This window comes from Roseomonas sp. F4 (assembly GCF_053891155.1).
In genome coordinates this window covers 485,370-498,982 of sequence record NZ_JBSSHK010000001.1, presented here as the reverse complement: position 1 = coordinate 498,982, position 13,613 = coordinate 485,370, and the positions used below count along the sequence as shown (strand labels likewise).

Here is a 13,613-nt window from a genome sequence, read left to right as displayed (position 1 = left end):
TGCAAATGACTCGCAATTGCATATACGCCTTTGGCGCCCTGCCCCTGTTTCTCGGCATGGCCGCCCCGCAGGCCCAGCCGATGCCGCGCCACGACGCCGTGGCCGCGCATGCCGCACCTGCCCTGCCCCCCGACTTCACCCATTTCCCGCATGTGGATCCGGATGCGCCGAAGGGCTGCACGCTGCGCATGGTGCAGCCCGGCACCTTCGACACGCTGAACCCCTTCACGCTGCGCGGCCGCTTCGTGATGGGGGTGTGGGGCTGGTCCTTCGATTCCCTGCTGATGGAAAATCCGGACGAGGCCCAGGCCGCCTATGGCCACCTTGCCGAGAGTTTTGAAATCGACGCCGAAGCACGGCTGGTGCGCTTCACTCTGCGGCCCGAGGCGCGCTTCACCGATGGCAGCCCGATCACGGCAGAGGATGTGGTCTTCACCGCGCAGCTTCTGGGGCGGGAGGGACGGCCGCAGTTCCGCCGGCTGTTCGAGCATGCCGATCCGGTGGCCGAATCACCGCGCGTGGTGCGTTTCCGCCTGCCGCCCGGGGACCCGGCCAGCACCGTGCTGCGCCTCGGCACCGTGCAGATCCTGCCGCGCCATGATTGGCAAGGGCGCGAATTCGGCGCGCTGACCATGGATGCGCCGCTCGGCAGCGGCCCCTATCGCGTGACGGAGGTGGAACCTGGCCGCCGCGTGGTCTTCGAGCGCAATCGCGACTGGTGGGCGCGCGACCTGCCGACCGCGCGCGGCCGCTGGAATTTCGACCGGATCGAGGTGAGCTATCACCGCGATCCCATCGCCGCCTTCGAATCCCTGCTCGCCGGCAATGCCGATTGGATGGTCGATGCCGATACCCGCCGCTGGGCGCTGGGCTATGACACGCCGGCGGTGCGGCAGGGACGCATCCGGCGTGTGGAACAGCCGCACTGGTACATCACCGGCATGAACGGTTTTGGCTTCAACCTGCGCCGCGCGAAATTCGCCGATGCGCGGGTGCGGGAGGCGCTGACCACGCTGCTCGACTTCGAATGGGCGAATGCGACGCTGTTCCACGGAAGTTTCCGGCGTACCGGCAGCTATTTCGCGAATTCCGACCTCGCCGCGCAGGAGCCGCCCGATGCGGCGGAGCGCGCGCTGATGGCGGAGTTTCCGGGGCTGTTCCCCGCCGAGGCTTTCGACCGCGCCTGGCAGCCGCCGCGCAGCGATGGCAGCGGACGTGACCGCGCCATGCTGGAACGCGCCCTCACCTTGCTCGACGCCGCCGGCTGGGCACCGCGGGAGGATGACGGCAGGCTGGTCCATAAGGAAACCGGGGAGCCCTTCAACCTGTCGGTCCTGGCGCAGAGCAATGCGCAGCAGGCGCTGATCACCGTCTGGTTCCGCGCGCTGCGGCGCATCGGCATCGCGCCGCGCTTCGAAGTGGTGGATGCCTCCACCTTCGCCCAGCGCACGCGCGCCCATGACTTCGACCTCGCCTTCCGCTTCACCATCCCGCCCGAATGGCCGGGGGCGGAGCAGCGCAACCTGTGGTCGTCCGAAGCCGCGGCGCGGCCGGGCAGCGGCAATCTCAGCGGTATCGCGGAGCCGGCGTTGGATGCGCTACTGGACCTGCTGGTGGCGGCGCCGGACCGCGCCACCTTGCGCACCACGGCACGGGTGCTGGACCGGGCGCTGCAATGGCAATGGCTGGTGGTGCCGTCCTACTACAATCCGATGCGGCGCCTGGCGGTTTCCGCCCGCTTCACCGCGCCGCCACAGCCGCCGCGCTACGGCTATGGCGACGATGCCTGGTGGTGCCGCGATTGAAGGAATGCCGGCGCCGAGTCACGGCGCCGGCCGGTCACGTCAGAAGGTGACGCGCGCGCCAACCCGGAAGGTGCGGCCGGGGGCCACCTGGAGCTCGATCGGGTTCGTCGCCTTGGTGGCGTCGCTGGCGAATTCGGAGCGGGTATAGGTGGTGCCGCCGGGCGCCAGCGGCATGTAGCGCGTGTCGAGCAGATTGAAGATGCCACCGTTCAACTCGACATTCCGCAGCGGCCGCCAGGAGGCCAGCATGTCGAAGACCTGGTAGGACTTCGGCATGTAGATCTGCGAGGAGCTGACATCCGTCACCTCGGCGCCGTAGGTGCCGTTCAGCGTCACGCTGGTGCGCAGGTCGCGGTTCTCATAGGTGACGCCCGCCGTCGCCATCAACGGCCGCGCACCGTCGAAGGCAGTGCGGGCCGACGTCGGCGTGGCGCGCTGCGTGCCTTCCTGCCAGGACGCCGCGCCATTCAGCGTCCAGTCGCGCGCAAAGCGCCAGGCGCCGCTGAACTCGACACCCTGCACCGTCACCTCGCTGAGGTTCTGGTATGTCAGGTCGGCCGTGCCAGGGATGCTGACGAAGCTCTGGATGAAGTCCGTGTAGTCGGCGCGGAAGACACCGAGGCTGGCATAGGCATTCGGAAGCTGCACACGGATGCCACCCTCGACACTGCGCACTTCCTCCGGCCGCAGGCTGGGGTTCGGCACCAGGTTGAAGGTGGTGCTGGGCAGTGAGGTATAGAGCTGCTCCGCCGTCGGCTGCTTGAAACCCTCGCCGTAATTCGCGTAGAGCGAGAAGATCTCATCCAGCCGCCAGATGGCGCCGAGTGCGAGGGAGAGGTTGCTGTCGTCCTGCGTGCGCGGCTCCGCGCCGGCCACCGGCTTGTAGTCTCCATCCGGCCGCGGGCTGATGCGCGTGGTGGAATAGCGCATACCCGGCACCAGGGTCAGCCGGCCACCGAACAGCGTGATCTCGTCCTGCACGAAGCCATCGAGCCGGCGCGTATCGGCATTGGCGAAGTTGAAGCCACCAGCCCTGGTCACCGTTCGGACGCCGGTGTTCAGGTTGGTGGCGATGTCCTCCCGCTCATAATCCGTCTCCGTCGTGCTGGCGGAGACGCCATAGGTGAAGACGTGGCGCGTGCCGATCACATTGAGGCTGGAGCTGAGCTGCAATTCGCCCTGCAGCACATTCTCGGAATAGGTGGTCCGATCGAAGGTGCTGGTGCGCTGGCCATTGGCAAGTTGGCGCAGGCGCGTGCCGGTACGCTCGATCTCCTGCGGCTGGTAGCCGGCCATCACCCGCACGGAATCGAGCCAGCCATAATCGGGGCGCCATTCCGCATCGGTGGAGAACAGGCCGCGATCGATCGCCTGGCGGCGCTGGTAGTCGAGGTTGGTGATGCCACCCGTGGCCGGGCCGAGATCGTAGCGCTGGTCCACATCCGTCGCGCGCTGCATCACATCGGCGGTGACGCGCATGCGGAAATTCGGCAGCGGGTCCCAGACCACGCGGGCGAAATAGTTGTCGGAGGCGATGTCGGTCGGGTTCAGCCGGTTGCAGGGCAGCGCGCCGGCGGCGGTGTTGCGCGTGCAGTTCCAGATGCCGTCGGGCGAGCGGGAATTGTTGCGCTGCGGCTCGCTGGCGTCGCGCCGCTGATAGGAGAACATGGCCGACCACTCATCGGCCCGCGCCGCCACCGTGGCGCGGCTTTGCAGGCTGCTGTCGAGGGAGGAGAAGCTGGTGCTCGCCTCGCCGCCCCAGGTCTGACCGGGCTGGATATAGTCCGACGGATTGCGGGTGATGTAGTTCACCACGCCGCCCAGCGCATCCGAGCCATAGAGCACCGAGCCCGGGCCGCGCACCACCTCGACGCGACTCATGTTCCAGGGATCGACCACGTCGCGGGTATTGTCGGTGATGCGCTCGATGGTGCGGAAGCCGTCCACCACGGTCAGCACGCGATTGCCGCCGACGCCGCGCACGGTGATGCCGCCCAGGCTGCCGAAGGGATCGGTGCCGGTGGTCTGGCGGTTCACCGTGACGCCGGGCGTGTAGCGGAACACGTCTTCCGCATTGCGCGCCATCTGCCGGTCCAGCTCGGCGCCGGAGATGACATCGACCGTGGCGGGCGTGTCCATCAGCCGGCGCTCATTGCGCAGGCCCGTGGTGTTGACCGGCGGCAGCAGCGTCAGCGCCGGCAGCCGCACCTCCCCTTCCACCGGATCGGCGGGGACGGTGCTCTCCTGCGTGAAAGCGGGGCTGACGGCAAAGACGGCGACGGTGGCCAGCAGCACAGCGCGCCAGTGGCGCCGTCGGTGCATGGGCAAGGCCTGTGGAAACGACATCGGAACTACCCCCTCCTGAAAGAGGCCGGATGCAAATGCGAATCATTATCAATGTCAACGCAGCCTGAGCGCGTCACTCGGACTTTCCAATGGGACTGTTGCGCATATGCCGCCCAACCCCCGGGCATGCCGGCAGGCGCCTGGCGTCAGGAACGCCGGCAAGGACGGGATGGAATGTGCTGATATTCCGAAGCTTCAGCGGAAATCCCGGCTTCCCGGCAGTTGCGCCTTCGGCCGTCGGCCGGCCGATTCCGGGTGCCGGACCTCATCGGAGCGGCTCAGATTGCGTTCCGCCCAGGCGGCATCCCCCGCCGGCGCCCGCAACAGCCCGTCCAGCAGGTCCGAACGGTCCGTCAGCCGGCGAATGATGAGATGGGTGATCGGCACCTCCGCATGCTCCACCACCCGCTCCACCCGCCCTTCCGCGATCAGCAGCCGGGCCTTGACCAGGGCGGCGCGGTGGCGGGCGGCCACATCGGTGAAGACGACCAGGTTCGCCACGCCGTGCTCATCCTCGATGGTGATGAAGATCACTCCCTTGGCCGAGCCCGGGCGCTGGCGCATCAGCACCAGCCCGCCGATGCGCAGCAGGGAACCGGGCCGCGCCGTCAGCAATTGGCGCGTATCGGCATGGCCCAGCGCCCGCAATTCCGGCCGCAGCAGCGCCAGCGGATGCCGCCCGAGCGTCAGCCCGGTGGCGCGGTAATCCGCCACCACCTCCTCCCCCTCCGAAGGGGGGCGGAGCTCCACCGGCGCTTCAGGCATCAGCGGGGCTTCCTCCGCCAGCGGGTCGCGCGCGGCGGCGAACAGGGGCAGCGCCTGCGGCCCGCCGGCCACGCCCCGCGCCGCCCAGGCCGCCGGCCGCCGCGCCACGCCGAATCCGGCGAAGGCATCCGCCGCGGCCAGTGCATCCAGCGCGCGACGTTCCACCCCGGCCCGCAGCGCCACCTCCTCCACCGAGGCGAAGGGCGCGCCGTTATGGGCATCCCGCACCGCCAGGATGGCCTCCGCATCCGTCCCGGCCAGGCCCGTCACCATCCGCAGGCCGAGCCGCAGCGCCAGGCCCTTGGCGCTGTCCGCGCGCGGTTCCAGCGTGCAGTCCCAGGCGCTGGCATTGACGTCGATGGGCAGGATGATGACGTGATGCTCCCGCGCATCCCGCACGATCTGCGCCGGCGCGTAGAAACCCATCGGCTGGCTGTTCAGCAGCGCGCAGGCGAAGACCGCCGGGTGGTGGCACTTCATCCAGGCGGAGGCATAGACCAGCAAAGCGAAGCTGGCGGCGTGGCTTTCGGGAAAGCCGTAGCTGCCGAAACCCTCGATCTGCTTGTAGACGCGCTCGGCGAAATCGCGCTCATAGCCGCGCCGGACCATGCCGGAGACCAGCTTGTCGCGGTATTTCTCCACCTGCCCATGCGCCTTGAAGGTCGCCATGGCGCGGCGCAACTGGTCGGCTTCATCCGCCGAGAAGCCGGCGGCGACCATGGCGATGCGCATCGCCTGTTCCTGGAACAGCGGCACGCCCAGCGTCTTGTGGAGAACCTGCTTCAGCTCTTCCGGATCGCCGCCCGTGGGTGCGGGATATTCCGGCTTCTCCTCGCCGGAGCGGCGGCGCAGATAGGGATGCACCATGTCGCCGGCGATCGGGCCGGGGCGGACGATGGCGACCTCGATGACCAGGTCGTAGAATTTTTCCGGGCGCAGCCGCGGCAGCATGTTCATCTGCGCCCGGCTTTCCACCTGGAAGACGCCGACCGTGTCGGCGTGGCGCAGCATCTCGTAGGTATCGGGGCATTCGCGCGGCAGCTTGGCGAGATCCAGATCAAGGCGCGCATGGCCGCGCAGCAGGTCGAAGCCGCGGCGCAGGCAGGACAGCATGCCGAGCCCCAGCACATCCACCTTCAGGATGCCCAGCGCCTCCACATCGTCCTTGTCCCATTCCAGCACGGTGCGGTCCTGCATCGCCGCCTGGCCAACCACCGCCAGCTCCACCAGCGGCCCGCGGGTGATGACGAAGCCGCCGACATGGGTCGCCGCGTGGCGCGGAAAATCAATCAACTCCTCCGCCAGCTCCATCGCCATAGCGAGATGCGGATCGCGCGCATCCAGCCCTTCCTCCGCCGCCAGATCCGGCAATTCACGCTCCCGCCCCGGACCCCAGCTCGCCTTGGCGAGGCGGGCGGTGACGTCCTCGGTCAGGCCCAGCGCCTTGCCCACCTCGCGGATCGCGCTGCGGGCGCGGTAGCGGATGATGGTGGCGCAGATCGCCGCGCGGTCGCGGCCATAGCGCTGATAGAGGTGCTGGATCACCTCCTCCCGCCGCTCATGCTCGAAGTCGATGTCGATATCCGGCGGCTCGCCCCGGCTGGCGGAGATGAAGCGCTCGAACAGCAGGTCATGCTCCGCCGGATCGACGGCGGTGACGCCCAGCGCGTAGCACACCGCCGAATTCGCCGCAGAGCCGCGGCCCTGGCACAGGATCGGCGGGGTCTGCGCCCGCGCGAAGCGCACGATCTCATGCACCGTCAGGAAATAGGGCGCGTAGCCGAGCTGTTCGATCAGACGCAGCTCCTCCGTGATGCGGATGCGGACATGATCCGGCACACCATCCGGCCAGCGCGTTTCCATCGCGGCGGCGACCCGCGATTCCAGCGTCTGCTGCGGGGTGCGGCCTTCCTCCAGGATTTCGTCGGGATATTCGTAGCGCAGCTGGTCGAGCGAGAAGCCGGCGGTGGCGTGCAGCACCTCCAGCGTGTTCGACAGCGCCTGGGGATGACGCGCGAAGAGCCGCGCGACTTCGGCGGGGGGTTTCAGATGGCGCTCGGCATTCGGCTCCGCCGCGGCGCCCAGCGCCTGTACGGGCCGGCCGAGCCGGATCGCGCTCAGCACATCGGCCAGCCGCCGGCGCGCGGGATCGTGGTAGCGCACATCGCCGGTGGCGAGCAGGCCCGGGCCGATAGCCGCCAGGCGATCCAGCCGCGCCTGGTCATCGCCGCGATAGGTGCAGGCGGCCGCCAGCAGCAGCGGCAGGGCCAGCCTTCCGCGCAGCGCCGCCGCCTCCACCCGCAGGCTGGCGGCGAAGGCGGCGTCGGGCTCCACCGGCGGGATGGCGGCCAGCACCCAGCCGGTGGCGGCCTGGCGCATCGCGGCGCGGCTGATCCGGCCCGCATCCTTCGGCGCGGCCATGCGTGCTTCCGATAGCAGCCGGGTCAGGCGGCCATAGCCGGCGCGGTCCGTCGGCCAGGCCAGGAATTCGCTGTCATCCTCCAGAAGCAGCCGGCAGCCGACACGGAAGGGCAGCCCCTGCGCCTTGGCCGCGACATGGCCGCGCACCACGCCGGCCAGGGAATTGGTGTCGCAAATGCCGATGCCGGCGAGGCCCAGCTCCGCCGCCCGCTCCACCAGCTCCTGCGGGTGGGAGGCGCCGTCGAGGAAGGAAAAATTCGACCGCGCCGCCAACTCCGCATAGCCGGTCACGGGAGATGCCCGTGCAGCATCCAGCGCGAAGCCTCCGGCGGGCCGGCGCGGAACAGCCAGAGCCGGGCGCCGCTGGCCAGCGCCACCTGGTGGTAGTCGCGCGCCACCCCCGGGCCACGCCACCATTCCGGCTCCAGCCGCCTTGGCCCCTCCGCCCGCAAAACGCGATGGGCGCGACCATGCCAGCGCAGCAGCGCCGGTGGGCCATCCGGCAGCGGCGCCACCACCTCCACCGGCTGCGGCCGGCGCAGCAGCAGCACCGGCGCGTCGGGCCGAACCCAGCCCGGCGGCATGTCGGGCATCGCGGCCAGCGGGGACAGCGCCATCACGCTGCGCTCCGGCCAGTGCCCCTCGCGCGGTGCCAGGCGCCGCACCTTCACCCGCTGGCGCAGCCGGTCCAGCAATTGCGCCAAAAGCTGGGCCGCCGCCTCGTCCCGGCGGCCGCCGATGGCCAAGGCGGATTGCAGCCCGCCGGTCATCGGCTCCGTCACCCGTGCCTCCAGCGCCATGCGCTCGAAGCCCAGGCCCGGTTCCAGCCGTTCCAGCCGGTCCCGGAACAGGTGGCGCAGATGGGCCGGGGCGCGCACCGCGGTGCCGGTGCCGATCGCCACCTCCTGCACCGCGCCATCCACCCGCCAGGCCAGCAGCGCCACCTGCCGCGCGCCCCGCCCCGCCACCCGCAATTTCGCGCAAAGCTGTTCCAGCAAGCGGTCGAGCAGGGCATCGATGGCAGTGCGGGTGATGATCGGCTCCAGCAGGTCCCGCGCCGCGCTCAGATCGGGCGGCGACAGCACCGGGCGCAGCGGGGCATGCCGCCGTCCGGTGAGCGCATCCAGCCGATCCAGCAGATCCGTCCCGAAGCGCCGAGCCAGGCCAGGGCGCGGCAGGCGCAGCAGATCCACCACACGTACCAGCCCCAGCCCCCCCAGCTGTTCCAGCATCGCCGGGTCCAGCCGCAGCGCCGGGGCGATGGACAATGGCCCCACCCATTCAGCCTCCGCTCCGCTGGGCGCCACCGGACCATCCCCATGCGTGCGGGCCAGGGCGCCGGCGGTGGCGGCGGCGCCGGCCACCGCGCCCCGCACCGCGAATCCGGCCTGCCGCAGCCGGCCCTGCGCCTCTGCCAGCAAGGCCGCCTCCCCGCCCCACAGATGGTCGCAGCCGGTGATGTCGAGCAGCAGCCCATCCGGCGCATCCAGCGCAGCCAGCGGCGTGTAGCGCCGGGCCCAGAGCGCGAGGCCCTGCAGCAGGCGCAGATCACCCTCCGCATCGGCGGGGCGCAGCAGCAATTCGGGGGCGATGGCCTGGGCATCGGCCAGCGCCTGGCCAGGACGCAGCCCGGCCGCCCAGGCCAGGCCATCCACGGCGGAGAGCAGGCGGCGCGGCCCATGGCTGGTCCAGACGGCCAGCGGCAGGCGCGGCAGGTCGGGCTCCGCGCGGCGCAGCCGGTCCGTCGCGAAGGCGGGCAGATGCAGCGCCAGGTAGCGACGCGGCGGGCTCATGCCGATTCGGCTTCCAGCGTCTCGGATTCCCGGTCGATCCGGCCGGCGGCGGCACGCCAGGTGACGGTCCAGGGGCCGCCCGGCCGGCCGCCGCGCAGCCGCAGCAATTCCAGCCGCCAGCAGGGATCGCCCATGCCCTGCCCGGCGCCCGCCGCATTCTGGGCCGCGATGCGCCAGCGGCTGGCGGCCACGCTGGGCGGCGGCTCCGCCATGTCCGGCCGCAGCAGCAGGCCGATGCCGCCACCCGATTCGGCCGCGAGTTGCAGGCGGCGGCTGGCGGTGAGGTCCAGCGCCTGGGCCGCCGGATCGCCGCCCCAATCCGGCGCCAGCAGCACCCCGGCCACCGCCGGGCAGCGCAGTGCCTCCTCCATCGCCCAGAGCGCGTCGGTCCAATGAGCGGCGCGCAGCAGGATCAGATTGGCCGGCAGCAGGCCGAATCGCGCCAGGCCGGGGGGCCAGGCGGTCAGCGCATCCGCCCCGGCGCCGATCCACAACACGGTGCCGCCGGCGCGGCCCAGCAGCACGGCGGCGAAGGCCGCGCCGCAGCCGGGCTCGGCGGCCAGCACCTCATGCAGCGCCGCGCGGGCCAGGCCACCACCGGGCAGGCCGATATCGTCGCAGACCGGGATGGGGGCCGCGCCATGGCTGTCCCGCCCCGCCCCTTCCATCCGGGCGACCCGCGCGCGCAGCGCCGCCAGCAGGGTCTGCTGGTCGATGCCCGGCTGATCGAGACCCGGCCGGTCGATCTCGGACTGGTCGATCTCCGGCGGGGCATCGGGGGTGGGCACGGTGGGGGGGCTGGTCCGCGGCATGGGGGCGAGAGTGGCCGAGGCATCGGAACAAATCAAGAACTACTCGGACCGCACCCCTCCCTCACGCCCGCCAGAAAGGCCGCGCCAGATAGCTGCGCAGCGCCGCGGACGTGGTGCCGAAATCCGCCAGCACCTCCGCCGGCTCCCGCCCCAGCTCCGCCCGCAGACGCCCCCGCCAACGGATTCGCAGCCACCACAGGCGCAGCGCGGTATGGCCCCGCCCCTCGAAATCCGGCCTCGTGACATTCCCCACCTGACGGGCCGGACGATGCCGGGCCGGGCGGAACATCAGGATCTGCGCGCTGTGGGACATTCGGGAGGTGGGCATCGCGGCGCTCCATCTGCGCCCCGCAAATGCCCGATCCGCCCTTGCCGCGCATCCGACTTCGACGCAGGCTGCTGTGAGTATTTCTCACAGCCATCGGCAGCCATGACCCGCCGCTCCCTGCCCCCGCTCGGCCCGCTTCCCTCCTTCGAGGCGACGCTGCGTCTGGGCTCCATGACCCGCGCGGCGGAGGAGCTGGGGCGGACGCATGGCGCCGTCAGCCGCCAGATCCGGCAATTGGAGGAGGCGCTGCATCTGCCGCTGCTGGAACGTCGGCCGGGCGCGCTGCGCCCCACCGCGGCCGGTGCCACGCTCTTCGCCGCCGTGACCCAGGCCTTCGCGACGCTGGAGGGTGCGGCGGCGCGGCTGGCGCCACCCGGACATGATGCCGAAGTGCGGCTGGCCTGCGGCTCCACCTTCGCCGCGCGCTGGCTGGTGCCCCGCCTGCCGCGCTTCTACGCCCGCCACCCCACGATCAGCGTCTCACTCGTCATGGTCCGGCATTCCTATCAGGATGCGCGGGATTTCGACGTGGCGACGAGTTGGGACCGGCTGGGCTACCCCGCGCCGAAGGGGCGGCATGTGCATCCGCTGGCCGAGGCGCGGCTCGGCGTCATCGCCGCGCCAGACCTGCCGGTGCGGCACAGCGCCACGCTGCTGGAAGCGGAAACCCGCCTAGTGGCCGAGACCATGGAAAGCGGCTGGGCCGCCTTCGCCCAGCAATCCGGCCTGGCGCTGCGGACCCAGCGCGACATGCGCTTCCCGCATCTGCACCACTGCATCGAGGCCTGCCTGTCCGGCCTCGGCATCGCGCTGGTGGAGACCCGCCTGGTGGAGGACCATCTCGCGGCCGGGCGCCTGCGCCTGGTTGCCCCGCCGTTGCGCTTCCCTGGCGGCATGGTCGCGATCGAAAGCCGCAGCCCCCGCTCCCGCCCCGCGCTGCGCAAGCTGGTCGACTGGCTGCGGGAGGAGTTGGAGAAGGGCGAGCCGGCCTGACTCGCCCGTATTAGACCAAATCCCGGTGATCGTAACCGATCACCGCCTCAATCGCCGGCGCGCGCCTCCGCGCGCTTGGCTACGCGCCACTTGGCGCGGCGGCCAATCGGCCGCTCGCCCACCTTCGTCGGGCGCAGGTCCCGATCAATGGGACTTGGTATCAGACCGGCTCCGGCCAGACGAAGCGCTGCCGCTCCAGATAAGCGAGGCGCGCGCCCAGATCCTCCGCCGCGCAGGCCATGGCGGAGATCACGCCGATTCCCACCTGCCGGGCCTCGGCAGCTTCGCTCTCCGGCGCCGGCTCCGCCTCGATGGCGATCTCCAGCACCGGGCCGGGGGCGGCGAGTTCCAACGCGGCGACGGCGCGCGCGCCGGCCCGAAGCTCCATCACCAGCGGCTCCGCCCCCGGCGTGGCCAGGGTGACGCGCTGGTCGGTGGCGGGCGCCTGCAGCATCAGATGCAGCCGCAGCGTGCCGGGGACGGCCGCGCCCAGCGGCAGGCGCAGCAAAGCGCGGCCGGGGCGGGTCCAGCAGCCCCAGGCCTCGGCCTGGTGCCAACCCTCCCCATCCCGCAGCAGATCGGCGAGGGCCATGGCCGGTTCGGGCAGCGGCGCCGCGATCTCCGCCAGGCGGTGCACCGCGCCGAGCGGGGCGGTCAGCGCCACCCGGGCCTCCGCCGGCGGCGCTGCGATCAGGCGGCCCAGAAGGTCATCCGTCACCTGCTGCCAGGCGCGCAGCTTCAGCCCGGCCTTGACCTTCGCCTCCTCCGCCTGGCGGAAGCCGGCATCGAAGATCAGCCGTTCCACCGCATCCAGGAAATCCGGCTCGCTCTGGTGGCGGAAATGCAGGGCGAGGCCCAGCCCGGCCTCCTTCAGCCCGCTATGGTCGGGCGCCAGCGTCGCCTTGCCATGCGACAGCGCCTCCGTCACCGGCAGGCCCCAGCCCTCATGGAAGGAGTTGTACAGGGTGAACAGCGCGCCCTCATACAGCCCGCCCAGCGCCGAATCCGGCACATCCGACAGCAGCCGCACGCCGTCCCGCAGGGCGGGCGCATTGCGCAGCAGGGCGAGCGTGGGGTCGGAGAGGTAGCCAGGGCGGCCCACCAGCACCAGTAGCGGCAGGGTGCCGGGGCCGTGCCGGCGGATCAGCGCCAGCCAGGCATTCAGCACGAACAGGTGGTTCTTGCGGGATTCCAGCGTGCCGACGAACAGCACATAGGGCCGCCCGGCCAGAGCGGCGACGCCCGGATGAAGCCGTGCCGCGGGGGGCACCCGCACCGGCTGGGCATCCAGGCGCAGCACCTCGGCCGGCGGCCGGGGCAGGCCGGGCAGCAGCCTGTCCCGCAACGCCTCCAGATCCCGCCGGGTGGAGTCGGAGACGGTCAGCACCAGGTCGGCATGGGCGCCGAGGCCGGCGAACCAGCGGGCGAATTCCGCCACCATCCCCGGTGCATTGTGTTCCGGCACCAGCAGCGGCCCGCAATCATGCACCAGCGCGGCATAGCGCACGCCATGCCGCGCCTTCACCGCCCGCAGCGCCAGGTGATAATCGGCCAACCACCAGGAGGAGCCGAGATTGACCAGCCAGGCGCCCTGCGGAAAGACCAGCTCCGGGGCCGCCGCCACCGCTTCCCGCGCCAGGGTCACCGCCTCCCGCCAGGACGGGTCCATCGCATCGGCGCCGGCCCGGGCCAGGGAGGCGAGGCGGAGGAAGATCTCGCGTGGCAGGCCGCGCCAGCACCCTGCCTCGGCATCGAAGACCGCCAGCAGCACGGTGGTGGCGGCGACATCCGGGCGCAGTGCCGGGCCGACGATTTCCATCTGCACGCGCTGGATGCCGGTGGGGGCGCGATGGCCGCCGAACCAGGACAGCAGGTCGGACAGGTCGAAGACCACGGCGAAATCGCCGAGCAGGGTCAGCCCGCCGGCCTCCGCCGCCGCCTCGCCCAGGCCACCCTCGGCCAGCAGCGTCGCCACTTCCCGCCAGGCCAGGTCATTCTCCGGCGCCAGGTCCAGGGCACGGGCATAGGCGGCGCGCGCCCCGGCGCGGTCGCCGGCGCGCTTCAGCGCATGGCCGATCTGGATCTGAAGGTCGGCGTCCCGCGGCAGGCCCCGCTCCGCCTGGCGGTAGGAGGCGACGGCGCCCAGCGCATCGCCCTGTTCCTTCACGCAATGGCCGTGCTGGATCCAGATGCCCCAATCCTCGGGGTGCTGCGCCAGCCAGGCGGCGTAGCCCTCGGCGGCGCCGCGCCAGTCGCGCGCATCGCGCCGGCGATCCGCCTCCCCCAGCACGCCCGCACCCTCGCTCCGCCGCACACCGTCCATGCCTGAAGATCCCGCCCCGTCGTGTGA

At 71.4% G+C, this 13,613-nt stretch carries 8 protein-coding genes; 2 read left to right on the top strand and 6 right to left on the bottom strand.

What is annotated here, in order from left to right; translation table 11 throughout:
- Window positions 1–5 precede the first annotated feature (5 nt).
- Entirely contained in the window at window positions 6–1,805 is a 1,800-nt protein-coding gene (locus tag ACVFYP_RS02305; protein WP_499198505.1) for an extracellular solute-binding protein, read from the top strand.
- A gap of 39 nt (window positions 1,806–1,844) precedes the next feature.
- Here the strand turns inward: ACVFYP_RS02305 and ACVFYP_RS02300 are convergent, their stop codons facing one another.
- The 5 genes from ACVFYP_RS02300 to ACVFYP_RS02280 all read right to left on the bottom strand — a co-directional run bounded on the left by ACVFYP_RS02300 (window position 1,845) and on the right by ACVFYP_RS02280 (window position 10,270).
- A complete protein-coding gene (locus tag ACVFYP_RS02300) occupies window positions 1,845–4,127 on the bottom strand; it encodes a TonB-dependent hemoglobin/transferrin/lactoferrin family receptor (protein WP_499198504.1) in 2,283 nt (760 codons plus the stop codon).
- A gap of 219 nt (window positions 4,128–4,346) precedes the next feature.
- Window positions 4,347–7,628, bottom strand: a complete 3,282-nt coding sequence (locus tag ACVFYP_RS02295) for an error-prone DNA polymerase (protein WP_499198503.1) — start codon at window positions 7,626–7,628, stop codon at window positions 4,347–4,349.
- Window positions 7,625–9,130, bottom strand: a complete 1,506-nt coding sequence (locus tag ACVFYP_RS02290) for a Y-family DNA polymerase (protein ID WP_499198502.1) — start codon at window positions 9,128–9,130, stop codon at window positions 7,625–7,627. Before ACVFYP_RS02290 ends, ACVFYP_RS02295 begins: the two co-directional genes overlap by 4 nt.
- Entirely contained in the window at window positions 9,127–9,942 is an 816-nt protein-coding gene (locus ACVFYP_RS02285; protein WP_499198501.1) for an ImuA family protein, read from the bottom strand. The genes ACVFYP_RS02290 and ACVFYP_RS02285 overlap by 4 nt, the downstream gene beginning before the upstream one ends.
- Before the next feature lie 61 nt (window positions 9,943–10,003).
- On the bottom strand, window positions 10,004–10,270 hold the full coding sequence (locus ACVFYP_RS02280; protein WP_499198500.1) for a hypothetical protein: 267 nt from the start codon (window positions 10,268–10,270) through the stop codon (window positions 10,004–10,006).
- A gap of 102 nt (window positions 10,271–10,372) precedes the next feature.
- On the opposite strand from ACVFYP_RS02280, the gene ACVFYP_RS02275 reads away from it, so the two are divergent.
- On the top strand, window positions 10,373–11,263 hold the full coding sequence (locus tag ACVFYP_RS02275) for a LysR substrate-binding domain-containing protein (protein ID WP_499198499.1): 891 nt from the start codon (window positions 10,373–10,375) through the stop codon (window positions 11,261–11,263).
- A 160-nt stretch (window positions 11,264–11,423) separates the two neighbouring features.
- Here the strand turns inward: ACVFYP_RS02275 and ACVFYP_RS02270 are convergent, their stop codons facing one another.
- A complete protein-coding gene (locus tag ACVFYP_RS02270; protein ID WP_499198498.1) occupies window positions 11,424–13,586 on the bottom strand; it encodes a glycosyltransferase in 2,163 nt (720 codons plus the stop codon).
- Window positions 13,587–13,613: the final 27 nt, after the last annotated feature.

Excerpts from the sequence above, each read along its gene's own strand:
- ACVFYP_RS02300 (WP_499198504.1), bottom strand. The coding sequence starts at position 4,127 with ATGCACCGACGGCGCCACTGGCGCGCTGTGCTGCTGGCCACCGTCGCC.
- ACVFYP_RS02290 (WP_499198502.1), bottom strand. The coding sequence starts at position 9,130 with ATGAGCCCGCCGCGTCGCTACCTGGCGCTGCATCTGCCCGCCTTCGCG.
- ACVFYP_RS02280 (WP_499198500.1), bottom strand. The coding sequence starts at position 10,270 with ATGCCCACCTCCCGAATGTCCCACAGCGCGCAGATCCTGATGTTCCGC.
- ACVFYP_RS02270 (WP_499198498.1), bottom strand. The coding sequence starts at position 13,586 with ATGGACGGTGTGCGGCGGAGCGAGGGTGCGGGCGTGCTGGGGGAGGCG.
- ACVFYP_RS02275 (WP_499198499.1), top strand. The coding sequence starts at position 10,373 with ATGACCCGCCGCTCCCTGCCCCCGCTCGGCCCGCTTCCCTCCTTCGAG.
- ACVFYP_RS02285 (WP_499198501.1), bottom strand. The coding sequence starts at position 9,942 with ATGCCGCGGACCAGCCCCCCCACCGTGCCCACCCCCGATGCCCCGCCG.
- ACVFYP_RS02305 (WP_499198505.1), top strand. The coding sequence starts at position 6 with ATGACTCGCAATTGCATATACGCCTTTGGCGCCCTGCCCCTGTTTCTC.